The organism is Paenibacillus prosopidis (assembly GCF_003337375.1).
Taxonomy (GTDB): domain Bacteria; phylum Bacillota; class Bacilli; order Paenibacillales; family Paenibacillaceae; genus Pristimantibacillus; species Pristimantibacillus prosopidis.
The window spans coordinates 265,871-289,998 of sequence record NZ_QPJD01000007.1 but is presented as its reverse complement, the minus strand read 5'-3'; the positions used below and the strand labels follow the sequence as shown (position 1 = coordinate 289,998).

Genomic DNA, 24,128 nt, shown 5'->3' with positions numbered 1-24,128 from the left:
ACTATGAGTAAAGCGGCGGAATGGTCCGATGAGGGTTACGAAGCATGGCTTCGATTCGATCCCTTGGCAAAATCCGAATTGGAGGTGTATACCGATTGGTGCTCGGAGATTATTCTATCTGAACAGTCTGTTATTCTGCAGGCAGCCCGGGCTGAGCTTATCCGAGGTATCGCCTCGATGCTGGGACGAAAGCCGATGGTTAAGGCAAAGCCGAGCAAGCCCCGGTATCTTTTTGTCGGAACACTCGATTGCGCAGAACTTGAAGGCTTAATTGATAAGAAGACGCGGGAATCTCTGCAAGAAGAAGGCTATTTGATCAAAACCGTGGAAAACCCGGAAGGCAGCTGCATTGTGTTGACGGGTCAGACGGACAAAGGCGTCCTCTATGCAGCCTTCCATTTCTTGCGGCTGCTGCAAACCGGGCAAAGCCTGAATGGGCTTTCCATTAAGGAGACTCCGCGTAATCGGCTGAGAATGATCAATCAATGGGACAATATGGACGGCAGCATCGAACGAGGTTATGCAGGCAAGTCCATTTTCTACAAAAACAATAAAATAGTTACTAATGTGAAGAGGATCCAAGACTATGCCCGCATGATGGCGTCCGTCGGCTTGAATGCCATCGCTATTAATAATGTGAATGTTCATGATGTGGAGACGAAGCTGATAACGTCCGAATTATTGCCTTATGTAGCCAGAGTAGCGGATATCTTCCGGGCGTATGGCATTACTTTATACTTGAGCATCAATTTTGCGAGTCCTATCCAGATCGGAGGTCTTCAAACAGCAGATCCCCTGGATCCGCTAGTCAAACAGTGGTGGGCGGATAAGGCTTCGGAGGTCTATCGCCATATTCCTGATTTTGGAGGCTTTTTGGTGAAAGCTGATTCGGAATACCGGCCGGGCCCGTTCACATACGGGCGTGATCATGCGGATGGGGCGAATATGCTTGCGGATGCGCTGGAGGCGTTCGGAGGCTTGGTCATTTGGCGGTGCTTCGTCTATAATTGCCAGCAGGATTGGCGGGATCGGTCTACGGACAGAGCGAGAGCTGCGTACGACCATTTCTGTCCTCTCGACGGAAGATTCTGCGATAACGTTATCCTTCAGATAAAGAACGGGCCGATGGACTTTCAGGTCCGTGAACCGGTGTCCCCCTTGTTCGGCGGCCTGCGGCACACGAATCAATTGCTGGAGCTTCAAATTACGCAGGAGTATACGGGACAGCAAAGACATCTATGTTATTTGGTACCGCAGTGGAAAGAGATCATCGGTTTCGATACGCATGCCTCCGGAGAAGACTCGACGGTAGCGAGAATCGTCGAAGGCTCCATACATGGGCGCCCGTATGGCGGATTTGCGGCGGTTTCCAACATTGGAGATGATACCAATTGGACCGGACATCTGCTTGCCCAAGCGAATTTCTACGGATATGGCCGGTTGGCATGGAATCCGGAGCTGTCCTCGGAGCAGATTACCGAAGATTGGGTGCGGCTGACGTTTGGCAACGACAAGACGGTGATGGAAACGATCAGTCGCATGCTTCTCGATTCCAGGACTATTTATGAAAATTATACGTCTCCGCTCGGCATCGGTTGGATGGTTAATCCGGGCCATCATTACGGTCCTAACGTTGACGGGTATGAATATTCCAAGTGGGGCACTTATCATTTCGCCGATCTCTTAGGGATTGGCGTCGATCGCACGGAAAGTACGGGTACGGGCTATACAGGCCAATACCATGACATTCCATCTGCAAGGTACGAGTCGCTTCATACTTGTCCGGATGAGCTGCTGTTGTTTTTCCACCATGTTCCGTACACACATAAGCTCCATTCGGGAAAAACCGTAATCCAGCATATTTATGATTCGCATTTTGAAGGTGTCGAGCAAGCCGGGGAGCTCATGCAGTCGTGGGCAAGCCTGAAAGGGAAGGTAGACGATACGCGGTTCACCCATGTGTTAAGCCGGTTGGAAGAACAGGTTCGGCATGCCAAGGAATGGCGCGATATGATTAATACTTACTTTTACCGCAAATCAGGAATCCCCGATGAGAGAAACCGTACGATTTATTAATTTCAACCCGCCCTGTGCGGTTTTTTTTTTGATAGAACAGTGGGTGAACAGGAAAATTATAGTGATGTTTTCCCGCTAATTCCAACCTCCGGTACTACATGTAAATAATATCATTATCGTGGCAGCTATCGACAGGCTTCGAACAATTGTGATATCATCGATTTCTGATAACGTGTTAACGCAATAAAGCGAATACTTAATTAAGGTGGTTATTGAATCAAATGAAGCGTTTAGCAGCTATGGTTTTAGTCATCTCGACAGCAATTGCAATGTTTACAGGATGCTCCGGTTCGAAAGGCGCGGCTGGAGATGGAGAGAAACTGGTAATTGGTATTGACGACAAATTTGCTCCGATGGGATTCCGGGACGATAAGAATGAGATCGTCGGTTTTGATATTGATTATGCCAAAGCGGCAGCAGAAAAAATGGGAGTCACTGTGGAATTCCAACCGATTGATTGGAAGACGAAAGAATCCGAGCTGAACAGCGGCCGTATTGATTTGATTTGGAATGGATATACGATTACGGACGAGCGCAAAGAAAAAGTACTATTTACAAAGCCTTATTTAAAAAACGCTCAGGTAGTTGTCACACTGGCTGATTCGAACCTAACTAAGCTTGATGACTTGTCCGGTAAAATAGTGGGACTTCAATCGCTGTCCTCGGCATCAGATGCATTGAATGCAAATCCTATCCAATCTAAAATAAAGACGGTAACGGAATTCGCCGACAATGTTCTTGCCCTAAGCGACCTGAAGATCGGCCGCGTGGACGCGGTAGTTATTGATGAAGTCGTAATCAAATATTATATGTCCAAAGAGGAAGGCACCTTCAAGCTTCTGGAAGAATCCCTTGCTCCGGAGGAATACGGAGTCGGCGTCAAGAAAGGCAACGAAGCACTGCTCGAAAAGCTGCAAAAAGCGCTTGATGAAATGAACCACGACGGTACTGCGACGGAAATTTCGAATAAGTGGTTTGGCGAAGACAAGGTATTAAAGTAAACAAGATCGAATGATGATAGGGAAAACGGGATTTCTCCCCAGGAAATCCCGTTTTGCTTTTGGAGGAATTTTTTTATGTCCGCAGATTATTATACCTCGATGATTAAGCCCATGCTGGAAGGGGCTCAGATGACGATTCTATTGTTTTTAATCGCCATTGTGGTATCCATACCGCTGGGCTTCGTGCTGACGTTAGCCGTAAAAAGCAGCAGCAAACCGATAGCCTGGCTTGCACATACCTATATATACGTTATGCGCGGTACACCGCTATTGCTGCAGCTGCTTGTGATCTGCTTCGGGCTGCCGATGCTCCCGGTGGTCGGCGAATACTTGGTGCTGGACCGGTTTACTGCAGCTTGTGTCGGTTTTGTTTTGAACTATGCGGCCTATTTTGCCGAAATATTCCGAGGCGGTCTGATTTCCATCGATAAAGGCCAGTATGAAGCCTCTCAGGTGCTTGGATTTAACAAATGGCAGACTACGACGCGGATTATCCTGCCTCAAATGTTCCGCGTAGTATTACCGTCCGTTGCCAATGAATCGATTACGTTGATCAAGGATACCGCACTGCTCTACGCCGTTGCCGTTCCGGAGCTGCTGCATTTTGCCCAGACGGCGGTGAATCGTGACTTTACGATCATGCCTTTCTTTATAGCCGCCATCATTTATTTGATTATGACACTGCTGTTAACCCTGCTCTTCAAATGGCTGGAACGGAAATTTAAATTTGAATAAAAGGAATGGCGAATGTGGCTATTATTGAAGTAACTAAACTGAGTAAATCATTTGGCACTTTGGATGTATTGAAGCAAGTGACGTTTACTGTGAATAAACACGATGTAGTGGCGGTTATCGGCCCTTCGGGCTCCGGGAAAAGCACGATGCTCCGAAGTCTGGTGAATCTTGAACAGATTAATGGCGGCAGCATCAATGTGGCGGGAGAGTTCCTGGTTAAAGACGGGATTTACTCGCGCCCGCAGGAGATCAAGCGGATTACTTCCAAGATGGGCATGGTGTTTCAGCATTTCAATCTCTTCCCCCATTTAACCGTGAAGGAAAATCTGGAGCTTGCTCCTAGATTGGTCAAGGGAGAGACGGCGGAGGAAGTCGCAAGAAGAAGCGAGGAGCTGCTGGAGAAGGTAGGTCTTTCCAGCCGGGCTTTGGATTACCCGTCGAAGCTCTCAGGCGGGCAAAAACAACGGGTTGCGATCGCCCGGGCACTTATGATGAATCCGGATATATTATTGTTTGATGAGCCGACCTCTGCCTTGGATCCGGAATTGACGGGTGAGGTGCTGCAGGTCATGAAGGACCTTGCTGAGGAGCATATGACGATGATTGTCGTAACGCATGAAATGGGCTTCGCCAAAGAAGTGGCGGGTCAGGTCATGTTCATCGATAATGGCGAGATCGTTGAATCGGGCCCTCCGGATCAAATCTTTACGAGCCCACAGTTTGACCGGACTAAGCTTTTCTTGAACCGGGTTTTGAAATAATCTGTTGTCCCATATGTAGAACGCCCATAGAAAGCCTATTTTCCTCGATAGTACCGAATTTAGCTGATTTTACTGTGGCTGTCCATGTAGGTCTATGACCTTTTAGGACAGCCTATTTGAGGCTGAAGGGCAGTTTGCCGATTGCCTAGATTACTTTAAGCTGTTATTAATCGAAAGTAAGGCATGGTATACATATTCTAAAACAGGAGTCTTAACCCCCAAATCGTTTCCTTTTTGAATAACATAACCGCATAACGATTCGACCTCCATTTTCTTCCCCTGTTCCCGATGCTGCAGCATCGAGGGTCTATGATTCCTTACGAGCTCCGATTTGGGGAATACTTCATCGATGACTGCTTGCTTCAGGTCGACGCCCAGTCCCTTTGCAATTAGGACGATCTCCATAAGTATGTCTTCTGCGTAAGACCGCAGTGCTTCAGCATCAAGGATTTCGCCAATCGTTTTTTGTGTTAGCGCGCATAAAGGATTGAACGTAGCATTATATAAAAACTTCTCCCATTTCGTTTCTAATATATTAGATGATAGCTTGCACTCCAAGCCTGATCGATTGAATAAATCAGTGATAAGTTCTGCCTTTAACCGTCCATTTTCCGATAGGGGGCCGATGACAAAGGATTGAATGTTTTCTTGTCTTATTACCCCCGGAGACTCTAATTGAACCGTAATATAAGAGGCGCCGGAGAGAACGCGGTCGCTTCCGATGAGAGCGGCTAACCTTTCCTCATTGTCCACTCCGTTCTGAAGCGTGAGGACGGTCGATTCCGGCTTTAAGTGAGGGAGCATTTGGGCCGCCGTTTCTTTGGTTTGGGCGGAGTTCACGGTAAATATAATCAAATCGGCATGCATAAGCGCTTTAAAGTCATCTGTAAATATGGCGCGGATATGATGGCTCCCTGACATAGAAGAGTGGACGATTAGTCCGTTTTGCTGCATCGCTTTCAAATGCTGGCCCCTGGCAATGAAAATAACCTCGTCCACATGTGGTTTCAACATCGTTCCGCAATAGCCTCCGACCGCACCTGCTCCGAGAACAGCGATTTTCATGCTGGATCACCCGATTCATGTTTGTCTTTATAACATGATATGCGGTGAAGGGGAAAAATGTCGAAACTTCAGAATTTAGTCAAAAGATTAACGTGACAGATTAAAGGATAAAATAAATCCACGTTGTTAATAATGAGGTGCTTCGAATGTCTCAGGGCATTTTTCTTCCGCTTAATTTCAATTCAATCTGGTATTTAGGATTGGGTACGCTAAGTCTCATCCTTCTCTCCTTCGTGTTTTTCAAATCGAAAAATTATAGAAGCCTGCTCCTTTTTTTGGGGATGATCGGGGTAGGTTATACGATCGAGTTTGTCATATATGTTTTATTGGAGAGCTATGCCTATAATCCCCAGATCATCGCCCGCGATGCTTATTATGACAACAATATGGGGGCAATTGCTTCTAATATGCTGACTTTGCCCGTAACTGCCGCCTTAATAGCGGTGTTTCGCTTGAACTGGATTTGGATCGCCGTAATTACGGGTTTAGTGTTAGGGGTAGAGTGGCTGTTCGAAAAATTGGGCATTTATCGTCATTATTGGTGGCGTCTGGGATATACTGCCATCGGTCTGCCGGTTTATTATGGTTTGGCCAGAGCCTGGTTTACTCGACTTATGCTTCCTTTAAAGGGCTTCCTTCACGCTTTGACGCTGTTTTTCATCACATGGGCGCTTTTTACTATGCAGTTTTTCGCTATTGCGTTTTTTAACAGCAGGTATTATCAACTCGGATGGTTTGATAGCCGATCGCATGATACAACCGCCATGACGTCTATATTTGGGATACTTTTCAGCATTTTCTTCGTGTGGGTGTTGAAACATAATTGGAAATATAAATGGCTAAAGTACATGCTTCCTCCAGTTGTTATATCTGGCGTTTATATGATTTTCGATATAATCGGAGTGCTGCACAGCCTCGTATGGTGGGATTACTGGTATTGCTTTGGAGTGAACTTATTCGTGCTTATTGCAGTTGACGCAATAAGCAGACGCTTACGGAATGGTCCGGGGTGAACGGAGATCCTAATACGGTCAAAAAGAGCGCCTCAAACGGTGCTCTTTTTGTTGACAGATGAGGTTGATTATTGTACTATTCTAAAGGATAGTGATAATCATTATCACTTATTAGGGTCCGAGAGGGGAAATAGATTTAAATGTTTACATCCAGAGTAAAGACGCTGCTTCTTATGCTGCTTATACTAACCACTGCACTTGTAGGTTGTTCCACAAAGAAGACGGAAGAGAATTCCGGAACAGATGCAGGCACGGCTGAGAAAGTTGTCACTGTATCATGGCCAAGAGATATCGGGACGATGAACCCGCATGTTTACAATCCTTCTCAATTGATAGCGCAATCGATGATTTACGAGCCGCTTGTCAGCTACAAAGACGGAGGCAAGCTTGAGCCTCATTTGGCCGAATCGTGGACCATATCGGAGGACGGTAAAGAATATACTTTTAAAATCCGTCAAAATGTAAAGTTTTCGGACGGAACGGCTTTTAACGCCGAGGTTGCCAAAAAGAACTTCGATGCCGTTATGAAAAACGTCGAAAATCATAGCTGGCTTGGTTTTATCGGTGTTCTCGACAAGACCGAAGCTGTTGACGAATTTACGTTTAAACTAACATTGAAACAGCCTTATTACCCGACTATTCAGGAGTTGTCGGTCATCCGCCCGGTGCGCTTTCTCGGCGAAGCCGGTTTCCCGGATGACGGTGACACATCCAAAGGCGTGAAGCAGCCGGTAGGGACCGGACCATGGATGCTGGCGGATTACAAGACAGACGAATATGCGGAGTTTACCCGTAATCCGAATTACTGGGGAGAAGAACCGAAAGTCGATAAAATTGTGATCAAAATTATTCCGGACGGAGAAACGCGCGTGCTCGCCTTTGAGAAAGGGGAGCTGGACTTAATCTACGGAGAAGGCATCATCAGCATGGATGCATATAAGCAGCTGGAAGCATCCGGAGAATATGAAACCACTCTTTCTGAGCCTATCGCGACTAGACAATTGGTGTTGAATACGACTAACGAAGCGCTTGCGGATCTGAAGGTGCGTCAGGCTCTGCAGCATGGTTTTAACAAAAAGGCGATGGTTGAAGGCGTTACCTCAAGCTTGGAAGAGATGGCGGACAGCCTCTTGTCCCAAAACTTTCCGTATGCTCAAACTAGCGCAGCACCGGCCGAATACGACATAGAAAAAGCGAAAGCTTATTTGGATGAGGCGGGCTGGTTGCTGCCGGACGGCAAAACAGTCCGGGAGAAGGACGGCAAGCCGCTGGAGCTGGAATTGATCTATGAAAAGGCGGAACAAATTCAAAAACCGATGGCCGAAACACTGCAAGCTGAATGGGCAGCGATCGGCGTTAAGCTGAATATTACCGGTCTTGAGCTTACTGAACAGGTGAAACGTTTCCGTGCAAACGACTTTGATTTGTACTTCTTTAGCAACTACGGCGCGCCGTATGATCCGCACTCGTTCATTCACATCGTTGCCGAGAAAGGCTTTGGCATTTCGGATGCGCTGTCGAAGCTGCCGATGAAGCAAGAACTGGATCAGCAAGTGCAGGAAGCCCTTCTCTCTACGGATGAGAAAAAGCGCGAGGAACTATACGGTGCCATCCAGACGACATTACACGAGCAGGCAGCGCTCCTGCCGGTCTCTTATATTAAAAAGACGGTTGTGTATAACAAAAACATAAGCGGCTTTGAATTTCCGGCGAATCGGGACGAGAATCCATTCTCCAGCATCGACATCGCACAGTAAACCGCAGGGAGGCTTAACATGGGCAGCTATATTGGGAAACGGCTTCTTGCCGTCATACCTATTTTTCTCTTTGCCACGCTTCTCACGTTTTTACTGATCCATGTCTCGCCGGTCGACCCCGCCGAAGCCTATTTGACTGCGGCGCATATCCAACCGACCGACGAGCTGCTCGCTCAGAAAAGACATGAATTCGGCTTAGACCAGCCGCTGCTTGTACAATATGCCCAAACCCTCATGAAGATGTGCCGACTTGATTTCGGCACATCTTATGTTTCTAATGAACCGGTTTGGCAGGAAGTCGTTCTCCGGATGCCCGCAACGATCCAGCTCGCCTTCAGCAGCATTTGTCTGGCCATCCTTATCAGCGTGCCGATTGGTTTTTTGGCGGCTGTATACAAAAATAGCGTGTTCGATCATCTGAGCCGGCTGCTTGCTTATTTCGGCGCTTCCATACCGCAGTTTTGGCTCGGCTATTTATTGATATTTTTCTTTTCCGTCAAGCTCGATCTGTTTCCAGTGCAAGGAAGGGGCTCGTTCGCACATCTCGTCCTTCCGTCGATAACGCTCGCTTTGGGACTCATTGCCATTTATTCCCGGTTACTGCGAACCAGCGTTCTGGAACAATTACAGGAGCCGTATGTGTTATACGCCAGGACGAGAGGCATTAAAGAGAAGCTGCTTATGAGCAAGCATGTGCTGAAAATTGCGATTTCACCGATGCTTACCGGTCTCGGCATGAATATGGGCAAATTGCTTGCGGGGACGATCATTGTGGAGGAAGTCTTTTCTTGGCCTGGCTTTGGACGTTACTTTATCGAAGCGATCTTTAACCGGGATATACCGGTTATCCAAAGCTATGTGTTCCTCGCCGCTTGTCTGTTTATCGTATGCAACCTGATCGTGGATCTTTTGCAGATGTACCTGGATCCCCGAATTTCCTGGAAAGGAAGAACCGACCATTGATCGCGAGTATACGGACCGGCCTTAAAAGTCAGAAGACCGTAGCGGTATGCTCGGTCATTTTATTCGTTCTTTTTTCACTTACCATATTGGCACCGTGGATATCTCCGCATGACCCGGTTGAAGTGAACTTGGCGCTCAAGCTGCAGTCTCCAACGTGGGAATATCCGCTCGGAACGGATCATTTGGGACGCTGCAACCTGTCTCGCCTTTTACACGGTGCCCAAGTTTCTTTAGGCTTTGCGTCGTTGATATTCATCTCCTCTTTATTAATCGGCTTACTGATCGGCACCTTTTCCGGTTACAAAGGCGGTGTAATTGACCTTATACTGATGCGTTTCTGCGAAGGGGTGATGGCATTTCCGTCACTCGTGCTTATTTTAGGGCTTGTCGGCATATTTGGACCCGGACTCCCGCAGGTCGTTTTGGCCATGGTGTTGGTGCAGTGGGTGTATTATGCCCGTATGTTCCGCGGCATGGTTCTCAGCTTGAAGGAACGGAATTTTATTACCGCCGCCAGAATAAGCGGATCTTCGCAATGGACGATCATCAGACGGCATTTGATCCCTAACGTGCTTCCTCCGATCATCGTGATGGGAACGCTGGAAATTGGTTGGGCGATCATGGACATCGCCGCCATGTCGTTTCTTGGACTCGGCATTCAGCCGCCATCGCCGGAGTGGGGCTCCATGATCCACGAAGGGAAATCATATATACGAAGCAATCCCGAATTAATGCTGTATCCGGGAATCATGATTCTTATCGTTGTTATTACATTTAATGTATTGGGTGAAGCTTTGTCGGACCGGTTTGGCGTAAAACGACGTTTTTGAAAAGGAATGAGGCCATTGATTATAGATCCACGATATGTTTTGCAGGTGAGCGGCCTGCACGTAACGGTAAATACGGCTCAGGGAACGGTTCCTCTGGTTCAAGACATCCATTTTGAGCTGAAGCCCGGTCGCGTGCTCGGTCTTGTAGGAGAAAGCGGCAGCGGCAAAACGATTACCAGTCTGTCCTTGATGCAGCTTCTGGACCGTAAAACAACCAGAGTGGAAGGCAGCATACGATTAAACGGCCGTGAGCTGAACGGGCTGAAAGCGGATACGATGCGGAGCATACGCGGGAAAGAAATCGCCTTCATTATGCAAAATCCGATGAATGCCTTCACTCCCGTGATTAAGATCGGCGATCAATTCATTGAAACGATCCGTACGCATACCTCACTAACCAAAAAACAAGCGTTCGAGCTGGCGGTTACCTCTTTGGAAGATGTAAATTTACCTGATCCCGCAGGAATCATGAAGCAGTATCCATTTCAACTGAGCGGGGGAATGCTGCAGCGGGTTATGATAGCTATTACCATATGCCTCCGGCCATCCGTCATTATTGCCGATGAGCCGACTACCGCTCTGGATGTGACCAATCAATTGCAGGTTCTGAGGCAGCTGGAGCGCATACGTTCGGAATACGGCACATCCATTTTATTGATTTCTCATGATTTAGGTGTGATATCGGAGATGGCTGACGAGGTTGTCGTTATGCAGCATGGCCGGATAGTTGAAAAAGCGGATGTCTACCAGCTGTTCGATCATCCGCAGCATGAGTATACGAAAAAACTGCTCAATGCCAGACCCGCGTTACAGATCAACCAGCCGACTAAGGAGTTTGTCATGTTATGAATGCCTTGAAAGCGCCGGAGACGGTTTTGCAGGACCGTCCCTTTGGGCCGAAAGCGATACAGATTTACCTCGTAGCGATATTATTTTATACGACCAGCCATATCCTTCTGATTCTGCTGCCGCTGAGCTCGCACAAGCTGGGAGCAAGCCCGGCTCAGATTGGTCTAATTATGGGCGCATATATGTTTACCTCGATGTTTTTACGGCCTGTCGCCGGTAAAATTGTCGACAAGCTCGGGACAAAACGAATTTTTGCCGCGGCGCTGATATTGAATGCGGTTGTCATAACGATGTACCTTTTTCAAGAGCTGTGGGTTTTCGCTTTGCTCCGAATTTTGCAGGGCGTGATCCTTTCCTTCTTTTCCATGGTGTCGCATCTCATGATCATTGAAGTTTTACCCACGAAAGCCCGCGGTCAAGGCTTATCTCTTTTCTCGCTTTCATCCATGCTGCCTTATACCTACGGCCCTTTTCTCGCTCTGTATTTTGCGGATAAGGTCCCTATGACGTACATTTTTATGGGGTTGATCCCGCTCAGCTTGACGACGCTCCTCATCGGCATGAATCTCAGATTGCCTGAGCTTCGCAGGCAGGAAAATTTGCAAACGGACAATCTTCACAGCAGCCGTGATGTCTATAAAGGGTGGAAAGACCGGAAGCTGCTGCTTCCTTCCGTAATCATGCTGCTAGCTTCAGCAATCATCGGTACGGTGGCTGCCTTTCTTCCGCTTTATTTGGAGAAGCGCGGACTGCCTTATGCCGGATTGTATTTCTTGACCGAAACCGCGGTGCTTATAACCTTGCGCTTCTTCGGCAGAAAAATGATTCCTACAGACGGACGGTTCCCTTTTAAGATGATTGTCATGCTCATACTCCTGATGACGACCGCCGTCGGTTTGGTTCGGATGGCCGAATCGCTGCCTGTTGTACTGCTAGCCGCCGTTTGCAACGGGATTGCATTGTCGATGCTGTACCCAACGCTGCTCACTTATGTGTCGTTTATCGTGCCGGAACGGTTCAGAGGCAGAGGGATCGGTCTGTTCATTGCTGCCGCCGACTTCGGAACCTCCGTAGGCATTTGGGGGCTGAGCCTGGTGGCGAGCACGTATTCATACGAAGCTATGTTTTCCAGCTGTATCGCCATTGGAGCGGCTGCTCTGCTGCTTGTCCTATTTCCAAAAAAACCGGGGGTGAGCAAGTGAGTTTGCTGCAGGTGAAGAACGTTACTCATGGATACGGCTCATCCAACCTGTTCTGGCAGGCGAAGCGGGCAACGGTGCTTGACGATGTATCGCTCACCATCGAGCATGGCCAGTGCCTGGGGCTTCTCGGAACGAGCGGAGCAGGGAAGAGCACGCTTGGCAAGGTGATACTAGGTTTGGAAAAACCGCAGAAGGGGCAGATTCTTTTCCAAGGAATCGATCTGTATGACACGAATGCGAGTACCCGAAGACATCTTCGCCGCGATCTGCAGGTCGTGTTTCAAGATTGCTATTCTTCCGTAAATCCGCGAATGACCGCTGAGCAAATTATTGGGGAGCCGCTGCAAAACTTCGAGAGCCTATCCCCTAACGAGCAAAAGCGCACGATAGGAGAGCTGCTGGAAACAGTCGGACTAAGCCCGGAAGATATGAGGAAGTACCCTCATCAATTTAGCGGAGGGCAGTTGCAAAGGATCAATATCGCGAGAGCGATTGCCTTAAAACCGAAGATGCTTATATTGGACGAGGCGGTTAGCAGTTTGGACATGGTGACTCAAGCTAATATTTTGACCTTGTTAAAAGACTTAAAGACGATATTCGGCCTTTCTTACCTGTTTATCACGCATGATATTAAAGCTGCATATACCATTTCCGATGCTTTAGCCGTCATGGAAAAAGGGGAATTGGTTGTACAGTGTGAGGACAAAACGCAGTTTCTACAACTGCCGCACCCGAGTGTACAGAGGCTGCTGCAGTCTATTCTTTCGGAGCACCCGCGGTCACGATCACTCTAGTACTAAATTAAAAAGGAGCTAAGCCATAGCAATAATGGCTAGCTCCTTTGTAGTTAATTACAGGCTTCATACATAGTTTTTCCTGAAATTGATTAAAATGCTGCTGAATATAAAACCGACTCCGAGACCCAAGGGCAAAAATAGAATCGGCAGCCAAACCGGACCAAGCAGTACCCCAAATAGTTTGAGCTTGGAGGAATAGATCACCCCAACGGTTAAGAAATACGCAGTAAATACGAACGGAAGAAAGGAATAGGGAGTTTTCATTCCCCCGACATCCCGGTATCCATCCCACATTGCAAACATGTAAAGACAAGGATAAAACATCAGCCATTGATAATTGGCTTGTTCGATTGCTTGCTTGATTTCACCTTGAAAGCTCAAAAGAATCACTTTATTAAAGTTCGCATTCACGTTGATTAGGAACTCCAAGGCAATAAACAAAATCCCTTTAACGTATTTACCGTTTAATAGCTGGGCAAATCCTGGAAGGGCAATACTCCAAAATATGAGCTCCGGTTTTCTCTCTTTATCATTCATATTTTTCCATATCCTCGTATGCTTCGGCTGAATGCAGGTTTTTCAAGGTGCTGCTTGTCCTTTCGGGCTACTTGCTTTAGTGTGTACCGAATATATATATACATACTTGTAATTTATTTACAAAAATTGATCTGAATATTCCAGAGCTTCCTTTGCAAAGAACGCTCGTTTTTCTTTCGAGAATATTTTAATGGAATGTGTGTAAAATATGGTTTGATTAAACAAATGGAGGACATGACATGAACGTACAAAGAGCGCAAGAGATCGCAGAATCTGCAGTTATGGCAAATGTAACTTACCAAGGAAATCCTGTTTTTATTCAGCATGTCGATCACGATAAGGAAACAGCGAGAATTTACCCGCTCAATGAGTCGGAGAATGAGCAAGTGGTGCCAGTACATAGCTTGGAAGAGCATTAAGACACGTGTATGGATTATGTACTTTCGGTTCTAAGAGCAGTTGGTTTGTTTGTTGTTGGATTATTAGCCTTTCGGGTAATGGGAAGTCAATCGGTAGGAAGATTAACGGATTTTGATCTGGTCGTCGTTATAGCGATTGGAGCGATAATTGGGGACGGATTAGCTGATCCTGAACTAAATGTATTCATTCTTATCGCAGCTATTGCCGGACTAGTGTTGATGCAAATATTAGCCAGCGTACTTGCCATGAAAAGCCCGCTTATAGAAAAATTAGTGATGGGCAGCCCTATTAAGCTAATTGAAAACGGAAAAATACTGCTAAACGGGTTGCGAAGAGCCAGAATAACGAAAAATAACTTAGATCAGGAATTACGGGTTAAAGGATTAACAAGCCTTGAACAGGTCGAAGAAGCTTTTATGGAGCCGAACGGAAAGCTTAGTGTAATTGAAAAAGAGAAATAAAGGGTAAGGAGAGGACACTGACAGAAGAGGTTCGGTGTCCTTTTCCATTTTCTCTCGTTAATTTCGGCGGATTTGGCCGCGAATTTCTCCATCTGGATTTTGTATGGTGTGTACATTAACATATGCGTTGCCGTTATCAAACTCACGAACTAAGTCCATGATCGTTTTTCCTGCCAGAAGATCGACTAAATCTTGGCTTGTCAGGACACCCCGAACGATTCCGCGTCTTACTGATATGCCAAATTTTGACGGACCGAACAGAAAGGCGACAACGGGACCGTTTTGTCCTCTTTGTCCAAGATGAATATGTGCTTCAGTAACACCAGTGATGTTAAGAACGGTAAGTCGGAATCTTAATTGAGTACCGCTGCTATCGAGTTGGAAAACAGCATTTCCAGTGGCTGCCGTTTTTACAGGAGGAACCTCATTTCGCCCTTTTAAGAAGGCCTTGAATGTTCTGATAAGACCTCACTCCTCTTCTCGCGTGTTACTATAATATATTTTGAGATTAATAGATTTGTTTGTTTATCCGTCTACAGCAAGTGAAACGGGCTATCTTAATCTATTTGTATTTGGAGCTCGATTATAAAGTCTTCATTGTTAGATGAAAGAGGTATCTCACCCTTTATGAGATACCTCTTTTTTTCCAATTCCTTCTAGAATTCAATGAACTGGTTCCGGTACTTATTGTAGTCGGCCGCTTTGCACTCTAGCTTGAGGCGCGTGCCTTCCGGTTCATAGCTCGTCGATTGAACATGGGCATGCTCGTTAAAGTAAGCGACCAGCCGTCCTTGTTCGAAAGGAATCACGATTTCGCATTGCATATAATCATGAAAGATGCGCCCGCGGATCAGCTCTATCAGCTCATCGATTCCGCTTCTTTGTTTGGCGGAGAGGTATACGCTGCCGTCATGAACCCGCGGATAATTCTCATCCGTTAAATCCGACTTGTTATAAGCATAAATGGCCGGAATATGATCGGCGCCCAGTTCTTTTAGCGTATCGTTAGTAACGGAAATGTGCTTCTCATATTCCGGGTTGGAATAATCAACCACATGAACCAGTAAATCCGCTTCGGCAACTTCCTCCAACGTCGAACGGAACGCTTTAATGAGATGATGGGGCAATTTGCTTACAAATCCGACCGTGTCCGTTAACAAGAACGATTTCTGATCGGGCAGCACGATGCTTCTGACGGACGTTTCCAGCGTTGCGAATAACATATCTTGAGCCAATACTTGTTTGTTAGCTCCCGGATTGAACGTTTCCATGATGACGTTCATCAAGCTTGATTTGCCTGTATTGGTATAACCGACCAAACAAACGACGGGAACTTCATTTTTATGGCGCTGCTTCCGCTGGATCTGGCGCCGGGACACCAGCTTCTCGAGCTCGGCCTGCATAGCCGTTATTCGTTCTTCGATTCGCCGCCGGTCGAGCTCTAATTTGGTTTCGCCGGAGCCTCTGTTTTTCAAACCCGCGCCGCCGCCTTGCCGGCCTAATGATTCCCGAAGACCGACCAGACGGGGAAGCATATACTGCAGCTCAGCGATCTCCACTTGAAGCTGCGCTTCCCTTGTTTTGGCTCGTTCCGAGAAAATATCGAGAATTAATATGGTCCGGTCGATCACCTTCCGCTGTAGAGCGGCTTCAAGGTTGCGAATCTGGGCAGGAGACAGCTCATCGTTAAAAATAACGACAGGTGCGTCATTCTCTTCAAGCAGCGCCAGCAATTCCTTTAGCTTGCCGGTTCCAATGTAATGGGAGGAATTCACGCGGGCTGCTTTTTGGCACAGCTCGCCAACGACCTCCACATTGCAAGCGGCGGCCAAGCTGCGGAGCTCTTCCATTGAATATGAAAAGTCAGGCTGGTTAAGGAGATTGACCCCGACGATAATCGCTTTCTGTTTCAGTTGTTCCATAAATCATCATCCTCCAATTTTAAAAAGCAAAATAAAAAACACAGGCAGACTGCCTGTGTTTTTCATTAAGAGGATATCAGAAAAATCCATAAGGAAAAAAAGCTCCTTACTTGCCGGATTTATGGCCATGAAATGTTCCTTATTTAAAGGCAAACACGAAGAAGGTAGATCGAATAATCGAGACTGCCTCTTCGTGTATTTCAATATAGGGTTACCTTTAAAAATGGACAGACCAATCCTGAGTCCTCTGCACACAGGCAGAGCCTTTGGCGCTATTCAATTAGCTGCGCAAAGATCTAACTCGGATGTAGTCTATCACACGTAACCCTCCGTTCCATTTTAAGTAAGTCGAGTTTACCACAGGAGTAAGTTTATGGCAATTGCTAATCTTCTTGGCTTGTTGCCCACACTTTCCCGGACAGCATGGCATATCTTGATTTTAAATTGTGTAAAGGTGTACTGATGGAATATAAGGCTTCTCATGAGGGAATACGGGAAAAACTTCATTGATAATGAGAGGTGAAATCATTGCCAAAAAAGATTATGCGGGGAGATATATGGGATCAACAAACCCTGAAGCATTTGCTGCAACGAAAGCCTAAAATTTTATATAGAGGTAAAAGCCGCTACCAAAATATTGTCTTGCTGGAAGCGAAGGATATACGTTTGTATCTCGATAAGCAGCTGCAGTTCAGTTCATTGGATGAACGCTTTTATCACGAGGCACTTGTTCTCCCGGCCATGACCATGTCACCTAGCCGTCGCAATGTATTAATATTGGGCGGGGGCGACGGATTCGCAGTACGGGAAGTACTTAAATATCGTGATGTAAAATCGGTTGATCTTGTTGAGTTGGATCCAAAAATGATTCAAATCGCAAAAAGAAAGCCTATGTCTCTATTAAATAATCGTTCCTTATATGATAAGCGGGTTAAAATTTATCAAAAGGATGCAAGAACTTTTTTTCCATTGAATCCAAAACCAAATTCAAAAACCTACAATGTCATTATCGTCGATTTTCCGGATCCGTCTGATAAAGTGATAAGTAAGCTTTATACCAAAGAGTTTTTCCGGCGTGTAGTAAAATCGCTTGCTCCGGGCGGGATTATTGTCATTCAATCTAATTCGACCGAAGATATGCCGCGTGTGTACTGGAGTATTTATCATACATTAAAAAGCGTCGGAATGGTAACGAAAAGCTACTACGTTTATGTCCCTTCCTTTGGAGATTGGGGATTCCAGATCGCTTCGTTTAGAAAGATGATTCCAGGCAAAAAGAAAGTATCGGTTCCCCATTTAACGCTCCCCAAAAACCTTTCAACCTTGTTTAAATTGCCGAAGGAAGTTCGTGCAGAAAAAAGTAAGGCCTTGCCGAATAGTTTAAGAAAGCTGAGGCTATTCAAATATTACCATTCAGATCAACAAAGCGCGTATTCACAATGATGGTTAGGGAGAGGGCTATGGGATAGCCCTCTTTCGTTTTTTCATGCAAACATTAGCCTAGAAATCGGGATCTTCATAAGGATGAGCGACCCATCCTGCGGCATCAATAAACAATCTTACTGCGACCACGCGCCGGTTTTCCATCAAAGTGAAGAAATGGGGTGTATTCACCGGAACAGAAATCACATCGCCAGGGACTAATTCTATATCGAAGTAGCCGGTATCTTTGCTCCCTTTAACGGTGAAGATCCCTTTTCCTGCCGTAATAATACGAACTTCGTCTTCGGTATGCACATGGACCTGCTGAAATTTCTTCAGGAGCTCATCCAGATTAGGCGTAGCATCAGAGAGGGCTACAATATCCCATCTTTGATAACCGTGCCTTTGCGCAAGCGATCTGATTTCTGCATCGAAAACGTCAAGAATCTTTTCTTTCTCCGAGTCGGAGAGAATAAATTTTTCCTGGAGGTTTTCCGGCAGCTTGTTAGTATCCAAGTGTTCATAAAGAACGCCCTGATCTTCCAAGAAACTTTTTACGTTTTCCTCGCCTTTAATTCTTTCATTTGTTTTACGAAGTACGATCTCCGCCATACTGTTTTCCCCTTTCAATAGAAGTTTCTACCCTCTTAAAAGAGGGACAAGGATTGAATTCGGTGTACCGCTTCACGAAGCCGTTCTTCATTCGTGAGGAGTCCCGCACGAACGTATCCCTCACCGTGCTTGCCAAATCCGATGCCTGGCGCCACAACCACCTGAACCTTTTCCAGAAGCAGATTTGCAAACTGGCTGGAGGTATATCCGGGCGGAACCGGAAGCCAAGCAAAGAACGTCCCTTCGGAAGGCGGAGCATGCCATCCGATTTTACCCATTTCATAATAAAAGGAGTTCCTTCTGGATTCATATATGCCGACCAGCTCCCTTACACAGTTCTGAGAGTGCATCAAAGCGGTAACCGCCGCATCTTGAACCGCTCCAAACAAGCTGACATAATAATGATCCTGAAGCTTATTGATTAATCGGATGACGTTCTTATTCCCCAGCGCGAAACCGATTCGCCAGCCTGCCATGTTATAGGTTTTGGATAGAGTATAGAATTCGACCCCGACCTCTTTCGCTCCGGGACGAGTCAAGAAGCTAACCGGTTTCTTCCCGTCAAATCCGATGGCTCCGTAGGCAAAGTCATGTGCGATGACAATATGGTTTTTCTCTGCAAACCGAATGGCCTCATCGAATAAGGAGGCAGGGGCGCAGACACCGGTAGGATTGGACGGATAATTTAGAAACATTAATTTCGTCCTTTTCAGCTGCTCTGCTGTAATTTTTTCGAAATCAGGAAAATAGGAATTTTCCCGCAGCAGCGGCATCGTAACCATCTCAGCTCCTGACAGCGCAATCCCCGACCAGTAATCCGGATATCCAGGGTCAGGAACAAGCGCGCTATCTCCCGGATCGAGCAATACGGCCGAAAGCTCTACCAAGCCTGTTTTCGCTCCGGCAAGAATGGCTACTTCTTCCTCGGGATCGAGAGAAACGCCATGTTCATTCTTATACCACTGACATATAGCCTCTTTTAATTCTCTTCTCCCGGAAAATGGGGGGTACTTGTGGTTTAACGGATTTTCGGCCGCCTCTTTTAAGGAATGAACAATATGCGACGGAGTGGGAAGATCGGGATTTCCCTGTCCGAGATTAATGACATCGTATCCTTCTGCGGTGAATTTGTTTACTCTCGACACCAGGGTTGAGAAAAATTGAACGGGAAGACGGTTCAATTGAGCTGATGCCTTAATTTCGAATTTTCCTATTTGTTCATCCATTACATCCCCTCCCCTATTAAGAAAGGATATGACGGGGAAAGCAGATTTGCTTGTACATCTATCATCTATTAGAAAAACAATCGTTTGTCTCTCTATTAATCACCTAAATAGTTAGTCTAATTTACTATTTTCGCCTTTTACAAACACCAATGCTTCTCTCTTGGATTATTTATAGAATAGGAATACTTTTTCAATAGAGGAGAGGGACCTTATGCTTCGATACCACCCCCTTGATGAACAGGGAGCTATAACCTATGCCCTAAAGTTTACGGATCTATTTCCAGAGAATGCTCAGCTCATTTGCAGAAAGGTCGGGGATGGAAATTTAAATCTCGTCTTTCAGCTTACAGACAAACGATCAGGTAAGAGTATTATTATGAAGCAGGCGCGCCCCTTTGCGCGAGCAATTGGAGAATCATGGCCGTTAACTCTCGACCGGGCACGCATTGAAAGCCAGGCATTGATCAATCATGACAGGATCTGTCCCGGTTTAGTACCAAAAGTCTATCATTATGATAGAGTTCTGGCGTTGACTATCATGGAGGATCTATCTAACCACCTCATTATGCGTAAGGGGCTTGCTGCCCGAAAGCGCTATCCTCATTTTGCGAGTCATATCGGCACCTTCCTGGCACGAACTTTGTTTATGACGTCCGATATCGCTTTGCCCGCGCAAACAAAGAAGAAAAGAACGGTTCAATTCATGAATCCGGAAATGTGCAAAATCTCAGAGGATCTCATTTTCACTTACCCTTATTTCGATTCCGGAGAGAATCAATTTAATCCATTGATAGCGGATACGGTGGAAGAAATATGGATGAACAACCAATTGAAGCTTGAAGTCGCAAAGCTAAAGGATGGTTTCCTCACTCATGCCCAGGCGCTTATCCATGGCGACCTTCATACCGGCAGTATCATGGTGACAGAAGAGGATACCAAAGTGATTGATCCGGAATTTACTTTTTATGGACCTATGGGATTTGATATCGGGGCCGTGATCGGAAATCTTCTGCTAAGCTTTGCCTCCCATGAAGGGCATACTCCGGACTTGGGGGAACGCATGAATTATCAAGAGTATCTTCTTACGATGATTGAACAAATATGGACTTGCTTTGAAAAAGAATTCAGGCAGTTATGGGAAAAAGAAGCAAAGGAGCGAATGGCGGTAATCCCGGGATATGTAGACCATTACTTGCTTCAAGTACTGGAGGATGCTTCAGGATATGCAGGCTGCAAGATGATACGCCGGATTATCGGTCTTGCACATGTATGGGATCTGGAAAGCATAAGCGATCCAAAGCTGCGGGCAAACGGGGAAAAATTAGCGCTGTCGGTCGGACAAAAGCTGGTACTTGAGAGACGTCAGGTGAAAGAAATTTACGATATTACATCCCGTGTAAGACAGTTAGTAGAGTTGGGATGAAAAAGTAAGTTAATAAAAATTGGGAGGTATTGTATATGACTATCAAAGAATGGAAAGTCGCTTCAAGCTAAGGTACACGCTGTTCCCGCTGAATTAGACTACTATGTGGCTAATCTGCGATTAGAAACGCTTGGCATTCATATAGATCATCTTACAAAAACTAAGAGGCTATCCCCTAAGTAAATCACTTAGGGGACAGCCTCTTCTTTTTAACATGACTATTCCTCAAGGTTAGTTTGCTCACTTCATATTTTTAAAGAATTCATCTTGTTTTAATCTTATGGGCAGCTCCGGGCATATGTTTTCAGCAGATTCAATGGTCCACCCTGCCACCTTGGTTCCGCAAATCACCGCTTCTTTTAAAGAGAGCCCCTTAACTAATCCCATGACTGTACCTGAAAAGAAAGCATCTCCTGCTCCGCTTGAATCAACAAGTTTGACAGGAAAGACAGGTTGATAACCTACCTCTTTGGTTTGGGGATAGTAGACAGCCCCTTTTTCTCCCAATGTAGCCACCATAGAGCCCATTCCCATCCGATCAACAAATTGAATAAGAGAATCTTGTTTTTGATCGATATTCAAAAATACTGAACATTCTATATTTAGGCATAATAATATCTACTCATCCATACCTTTTCGTTTCTATCACATAGAATATATTAAATGAAAATAGAATAGAGGTGAGAGGATGAAGCAAGGTTCAGACCCGCCTAAGCTACGAACTCTACCGGAAATGGTTCAAGAACAAACTACCATTATTGTAGAATTGGATCCTCCAAGAGATCTGGACTACTCTCCTTTTTTAGAGGGGGCTATAGCGCTGAAAGAGGCTGGTGCTGATGCGGTAACGATGGCTGATAACTCGCTGGCAATGACCCGTATCAGCAATGTAGCGATGGGAACGCTTGTAAGAGAGCGGGTTGGGATTCGCCCTCTCCTCCACGTGACTTGCCGGGACAGGAATTTGATTGCTCAACAGTCTCATATGATGGGACTTTACGCCTTGGGTATTGATCATGTGCTCATTGTAACTGGCGACCCTCCGCGCTATGGCGACCTTCCGGGTGCTGCGCCTGTTTTCGATACGACTTCATCAGAAATGATTCGCATGATTAAAAAGTTAAACGAGGGTATTTCATTCTCGGGCCGCCCCCTTAAAGCATGCACGACATTTACCGTAGGGGCAGCCTTCAATCCCAATACACGGCATTTAAACAAGTCTGTTGAGAGGCTGGAGAAAAAGATTGCGGCAGGTGCGGATTATGCCATGAGTCAACCTCTCTTCTGTCATCAACAAATCGAACTGGTAGCACAAGCAACTCAGTATTTAGCTATTCCTATCTTTATTGGGATCATGCCTTTAACCAGCTATCGGAATGCTGAATTTCTCCATAATCAAGTTCCAGGCATACGACTCTCCGATGACGTACTTGCTAGGATGGCTCGCTTCCAAGGTGAAGATGCAAGAAAACAAGGATTGGAAATTGCGATGGAGCTCGTGGATACCGTTTACCGTTCTTTTAAAGGAATTTATCTGATTACTCCGTTTATGCGGTATGAAATGACGGCAGAATTGACGAGGTATTTGAAGAGTAAAAGATAAGACGGAGGGATGCGGGATGTCGGCAGTCGTTGTTGTGGGGACGCAGTGGGGAGATGAAGGGAAAGGCAAGATTACCGATTATTTAGCGGAAAAAGCGGACATTGTCGCCCGGTATCAAGGCGGGAATAATGCGGGTCATACCATCGTGTTTGAGGGAAATAAATATAAACTGCACCTGATTCCTTCCGGAATTTTATATAAGGATAAGATTTGTGTTATTGGAAACGGAGTCGTTGTTGATCCGAAGGCGCTTATTCAAGAGATTGAGTACCTTCATAGTCATAAAGTGAGTACGGATCACTTACGGATCAGCAATCGGGCACACATCATTATGCCTTATCATATCAAGTTGGATTCTGTAGAAGAAGATGCTAAAGGAACGAATAAGATTGGTACGACGCGCAGAGGAATTGGACCAGCTTATACGGATAAATTTGCCCGCGCGGGCATTCGTATAGCGGATCTTTTGGATCCTGAGGAATTCGAACGCAAGTTAAGGCGTAATGTGGAGGAAAAGAATCGTTTGTTTGAGAAAGTTTACTTGACAGAAGGCTTTAATATAGAGGAGCTTCTAGGTGAATATTTGGCAATAGCAGAAATCCTTCGACCTTATGTGTCCGATACGTCAGTGCTGCTTAACGATGCGGTAGATGCAGGAAAAAGGGTTTTGTTTGAAGGTGCCCAGGGAGTCATGCTGGACATTGATCATGGCACCTATCCATTCGTCACCTCTTCCAATCCGATCGCTGGAGGGGTCTGTATCGGTGCAGGTGTCGGACCAACCAAGATTCATCAGGTGATAGGGGTAGCCAAGGCATACACAACCAGAGTAGGAGATGGTCCATTTCCAACTGAATTAATGAATGACATTGGAAACCACATTCGTGAAGTTGGTCATGAATATGGAACTACTACAGGTCGTCCAAGACGTGTGGGATGGTTTGACAGTATTGTGGTCCGCCATGCTCGCCGCGTGAGCGGAGTAACAGGACTTTCGCTTCATTCGATCGATGTTTTGACTGGTATTGACAAGTTGAAAATCTGTACGGCATATAAATATAAAGACGAAGTTATGGAATCTTTCCCTGCTAATCTTAACATCCTGGCAAAATGTGAGCCTATCTATGAAGAGCTCCCCGGCTGGTCGGAGGACATTACAAGAGTCAAGTCATTGGGGGAGCTGCCCGCAAATGCGCGTCAATTCATAGAGAGAATCAGTTTTTTAACAGGTATTCCAGTATCTATTTTTTCTGTTGGACCAGACCGTGATCAAACGATTGTAGTGAACCATGTATTTCAACCGTAACAAAATGGACTAATGTCCAATTCAAGGGAGATACTCGGAAAATCAACCCCCCGCTGTAATTTGCTAATCTCTTTGCAAATGCAAGCGGGGATGATTACTAACATAGACTTCATATACATAAAAGTCTGTTATGGGGTGATTCCGAAG

General features: G+C 45.9%; 23 protein-coding genes and 1 pseudogene. 17 read left to right on the top strand and 7 right to left on the bottom strand.

Annotated elements, in window-relative coordinates; translation table 11 throughout:
• Nucleotides 1-3 precede the first annotated feature (3 nt).
• From DFP97_RS13180 to DFP97_RS13165, 4 genes are all read left to right on the top strand, one after another.
• The gene (locus DFP97_RS13180; protein ID WP_114380642.1) at nucleotides 4-2,076 is read left to right on the top strand and encodes an alpha-glucuronidase family glycosyl hydrolase; all 2,073 of its coding nucleotides are present in this window, start codon (nucleotides 4-6) and stop codon (nucleotides 2,074-2,076) included.
• A 221-nt stretch (nucleotides 2,077-2,297) separates the two neighbouring features.
• Nucleotides 2,298-3,077, top strand: coding sequence for an amino acid ABC transporter substrate-binding protein (locus DFP97_RS13175; RefSeq protein WP_114380441.1), 780 nt, complete (start codon nucleotides 2,298-2,300; stop codon nucleotides 3,075-3,077).
• Between the two features lie 75 nt (nucleotides 3,078-3,152).
• Nucleotides 3,153-3,812, top strand: coding sequence for an amino acid ABC transporter permease (locus DFP97_RS13170; protein WP_114380440.1), 660 nt, complete (start codon nucleotides 3,153-3,155; stop codon nucleotides 3,810-3,812).
• Nucleotides 3,813-3,826: 14 nt separating this feature from the next.
• Entirely contained in the window at nucleotides 3,827-4,573 is a 747-nt protein-coding gene (locus DFP97_RS13165) for an amino acid ABC transporter ATP-binding protein (RefSeq protein WP_114380439.1), read from the top strand.
• A 150-nt stretch (nucleotides 4,574-4,723) separates the two neighbouring features.
• On the opposite strand, the gene DFP97_RS13160 is transcribed toward DFP97_RS13165, so the two are convergent.
• Complete coding sequence (locus DFP97_RS13160) at nucleotides 4,724-5,638, bottom strand: ketopantoate reductase family protein (protein WP_114380438.1); 915 nt, start codon at nucleotides 5,636-5,638, stop codon at nucleotides 4,724-4,726.
• 146 nt (nucleotides 5,639-5,784) lie between these two features.
• Here DFP97_RS13160 and DFP97_RS13155 point away from each other — a divergent pair, with 146 nt between their 5' ends.
• From DFP97_RS13155 to nikE, 7 genes are all read left to right on the top strand, one after another.
• Nucleotides 5,785-6,651, top strand: coding sequence for a hypothetical protein (locus tag DFP97_RS13155; protein ID WP_114380437.1), 867 nt, complete (start codon nucleotides 5,785-5,787; stop codon nucleotides 6,649-6,651).
• A 140-nt stretch (nucleotides 6,652-6,791) separates the two neighbouring features.
• Complete coding sequence (nikA, locus tag DFP97_RS13150; RefSeq protein WP_114380436.1) at nucleotides 6,792-8,408, top strand: nickel ABC transporter substrate-binding protein; 1,617 nt, start codon at nucleotides 6,792-6,794, stop codon at nucleotides 8,406-8,408.
• A gap of 18 nt (nucleotides 8,409-8,426) precedes the next feature.
• Nucleotides 8,427-9,371 (top strand): nickel ABC transporter permease subunit NikB, encoded by a 945-nt coding sequence (gene nikB, locus DFP97_RS13145; protein ID WP_114380435.1) that lies wholly within the window; start codon nucleotides 8,427-8,429, stop codon nucleotides 9,369-9,371.
• Complete coding sequence (gene nikC, locus DFP97_RS13140) at nucleotides 9,368-10,201, top strand: nickel ABC transporter permease subunit NikC (protein ID WP_114380434.1); 834 nt, start codon at nucleotides 9,368-9,370, stop codon at nucleotides 10,199-10,201. Before nikB ends, nikC begins: the two co-directional genes overlap by 4 nt.
• A gap of 15 nt (nucleotides 10,202-10,216) precedes the next feature.
• On the top strand, nucleotides 10,217-11,050 hold the full coding sequence (gene nikD / locus DFP97_RS13135) for a nickel import ATP-binding protein NikD (protein WP_245976186.1): 834 nt from the start codon (nucleotides 10,217-10,219) through the stop codon (nucleotides 11,048-11,050).
• Nucleotides 11,047-12,252 (top strand): staphylopine family metallophore export MFS transporter CntE, encoded by a 1,206-nt coding sequence (gene cntE, locus DFP97_RS13130; protein WP_114380432.1) that lies wholly within the window; start codon nucleotides 11,047-11,049, stop codon nucleotides 12,250-12,252. The genes nikD and cntE overlap by 4 nt, the downstream gene beginning before the upstream one ends.
• On the top strand, nucleotides 12,249-13,046 hold the full coding sequence (gene nikE / locus DFP97_RS13125) for a nickel import ATP-binding protein NikE (protein ID WP_114380431.1): 798 nt from the start codon (nucleotides 12,249-12,251) through the stop codon (nucleotides 13,044-13,046). The genes cntE and nikE overlap by 4 nt, the downstream gene beginning before the upstream one ends.
• Before the next feature lie 66 nt (nucleotides 13,047-13,112).
• Here nikE and DFP97_RS13120 read toward each other — a convergent pair whose 3' ends face one another.
• Nucleotides 13,113-13,586 (bottom strand): hypothetical protein, encoded by a 474-nt coding sequence (locus tag DFP97_RS13120; RefSeq protein WP_114380430.1) that lies wholly within the window; start codon nucleotides 13,584-13,586, stop codon nucleotides 13,113-13,115.
• A gap of 239 nt (nucleotides 13,587-13,825) precedes the next feature.
• Between DFP97_RS13120 and DFP97_RS13115 the strand changes: the two genes are divergently transcribed.
• Both DFP97_RS13115 and DFP97_RS13110 read left to right on the top strand, forming a co-directional pair.
• A complete protein-coding gene (locus DFP97_RS13115; RefSeq protein WP_114380429.1) occupies nucleotides 13,826-14,005 on the top strand; it encodes a small acid-soluble spore protein H in 180 nt (59 codons plus the stop codon).
• Between the two features lie 9 nt (nucleotides 14,006-14,014).
• Entirely contained in the window at nucleotides 14,015-14,467 is a 453-nt protein-coding gene (locus DFP97_RS13110; protein WP_114380428.1) for a DUF421 domain-containing protein, read from the top strand.
• 57 nt (nucleotides 14,468-14,524) lie between these two features.
• On the opposite strand, the gene DFP97_RS13105 is transcribed toward DFP97_RS13110, so the two are convergent.
• Nucleotides 14,525-14,929 carry a CHRD domain-containing protein gene (locus tag DFP97_RS13105; protein ID WP_114380427.1) on the bottom strand — a complete coding sequence of 135 codons (405 nt, stop codon included), beginning with the start codon at nucleotides 14,927-14,929 and terminating at the stop codon, nucleotides 14,525-14,527.
• Between the two features lie 194 nt (nucleotides 14,930-15,123).
• Entirely contained in the window at nucleotides 15,124-16,389 is a 1,266-nt protein-coding gene (gene hflX, locus DFP97_RS13100) for a GTPase HflX (protein WP_114380426.1), read from the bottom strand.
• A 528-nt stretch (nucleotides 16,390-16,917) separates the two neighbouring features.
• Between hflX and DFP97_RS13095 the strand changes: the two genes are divergently transcribed.
• Nucleotides 16,918-17,832 (top strand): fused MFS/spermidine synthase, encoded by a 915-nt coding sequence (locus tag DFP97_RS13095; protein WP_245976185.1) that lies wholly within the window; start codon nucleotides 16,918-16,920, stop codon nucleotides 17,830-17,832.
• A 57-nt stretch (nucleotides 17,833-17,889) separates the two neighbouring features.
• Here the strand turns inward: DFP97_RS13095 and DFP97_RS13090 are convergent, their stop codons facing one another.
• Nucleotides 17,890-18,423, bottom strand: a complete 534-nt coding sequence (locus tag DFP97_RS13090) for a cupin domain-containing protein (RefSeq protein ID WP_114380425.1) — start codon at nucleotides 18,421-18,423, stop codon at nucleotides 17,890-17,892.
• A 35-nt stretch (nucleotides 18,424-18,458) separates the two neighbouring features.
• Nucleotides 18,459-19,649, bottom strand: coding sequence for a pyridoxal phosphate-dependent aminotransferase (locus tag DFP97_RS13085; RefSeq protein ID WP_114380424.1), 1,191 nt, complete (start codon nucleotides 19,647-19,649; stop codon nucleotides 18,459-18,461).
• Between the two features lie 211 nt (nucleotides 19,650-19,860).
• Here DFP97_RS13085 and mtnK point away from each other — a divergent pair, with 211 nt between their 5' ends.
• Nucleotides 19,861-21,072 carry an S-methyl-5-thioribose kinase gene (gene mtnK, locus DFP97_RS13080; RefSeq protein WP_114380423.1) on the top strand — a complete coding sequence of 404 codons (1,212 nt, stop codon included), beginning with the start codon at nucleotides 19,861-19,863 and terminating at the stop codon, nucleotides 21,070-21,072.
• Nucleotides 21,073-21,312: 240 nt separating this feature from the next.
• On the opposite strand, the gene DFP97_RS13075 is transcribed toward mtnK, so the two are convergent.
• On the bottom strand, nucleotides 21,313-21,654 hold the full coding sequence (locus DFP97_RS13075; protein ID WP_245976183.1) for a carbohydrate kinase family protein: 342 nt from the start codon (nucleotides 21,652-21,654) through the stop codon (nucleotides 21,313-21,315).
• 124 nt (nucleotides 21,655-21,778) lie between these two features.
• On the opposite strand from DFP97_RS13075, the pseudogene DFP97_RS13070 reads away from it, so the two are divergent.
• Both DFP97_RS13070 and DFP97_RS13065 read left to right on the top strand, forming a co-directional pair.
• Nucleotides 21,779-22,675, top strand: a pseudogene (locus DFP97_RS13070) (methylenetetrahydrofolate reductase); the annotation flags it as partial.
• Between the two features lie 16 nt (nucleotides 22,676-22,691).
• Complete coding sequence (locus tag DFP97_RS13065; RefSeq protein ID WP_114380421.1) at nucleotides 22,692-23,981, top strand: adenylosuccinate synthase; 1,290 nt, start codon at nucleotides 22,692-22,694, stop codon at nucleotides 23,979-23,981.
• The last annotated feature ends 147 nt before the right edge of the window (nucleotides 23,982-24,128 follow it).

Bases quoted from the DNA above. Each gene is read 5' to 3' on its own strand.
- nikB (WP_114380435.1), top strand. From the start codon at position 8,427: ATGGGCAGCTATATTGGGAAACGGCTTCTTGCCGTCATACCTATTTTT.
- DFP97_RS13160 (WP_114380438.1), bottom strand. From the start codon at position 5,638: ATGAAAATCGCTGTTCTCGGAGCAGGTGCGGTCGGAGGCTATTGCGGA.
- DFP97_RS13170 (WP_114380440.1), top strand. From the start codon at position 3,153: ATGTCCGCAGATTATTATACCTCGATGATTAAGCCCATGCTGGAAGGG.
- DFP97_RS13085 (WP_114380424.1), bottom strand. From the start codon at position 19,649: ATGGATGAACAAATAGGAAAATTCGAAATTAAGGCATCAGCTCAATTG.
- DFP97_RS13090 (WP_114380425.1), bottom strand. From the start codon at position 18,423: ATGGCGGAGATCGTACTTCGTAAAACAAATGAAAGAATTAAAGGCGAG.
- mtnK (WP_114380423.1), top strand. From the start codon at position 19,861: ATGCTTCGATACCACCCCCTTGATGAACAGGGAGCTATAACCTATGCC.
- DFP97_RS13065 (WP_114380421.1), top strand. From the start codon at position 22,692: ATGTCGGCAGTCGTTGTTGTGGGGACGCAGTGGGGAGATGAAGGGAAA.
- DFP97_RS13175 (WP_114380441.1), top strand. From the start codon at position 2,298: ATGAAGCGTTTAGCAGCTATGGTTTTAGTCATCTCGACAGCAATTGCA.
- hflX (WP_114380426.1), bottom strand. From the start codon at position 16,389: ATGGAACAACTGAAACAGAAAGCGATTATCGTCGGGGTCAATCTCCTT.
- DFP97_RS13155 (WP_114380437.1), top strand. From the start codon at position 5,785: ATGTCTCAGGGCATTTTTCTTCCGCTTAATTTCAATTCAATCTGGTAT.
- DFP97_RS13110 (WP_114380428.1), top strand. From the start codon at position 14,015: ATGGATTATGTACTTTCGGTTCTAAGAGCAGTTGGTTTGTTTGTTGTT.
- DFP97_RS13115 (WP_114380429.1), top strand. From the start codon at position 13,826: ATGAACGTACAAAGAGCGCAAGAGATCGCAGAATCTGCAGTTATGGCA.
- DFP97_RS13120 (WP_114380430.1), bottom strand. From the start codon at position 13,586: ATGAATGATAAAGAGAGAAAACCGGAGCTCATATTTTGGAGTATTGCC.
- nikA (WP_114380436.1), top strand. From the start codon at position 6,792: ATGTTTACATCCAGAGTAAAGACGCTGCTTCTTATGCTGCTTATACTA.
- DFP97_RS13180 (WP_114380642.1), top strand. From the start codon at position 4: ATGAGTAAAGCGGCGGAATGGTCCGATGAGGGTTACGAAGCATGGCTT.
- cntE (WP_114380432.1), top strand. From the start codon at position 11,047: ATGAATGCCTTGAAAGCGCCGGAGACGGTTTTGCAGGACCGTCCCTTT.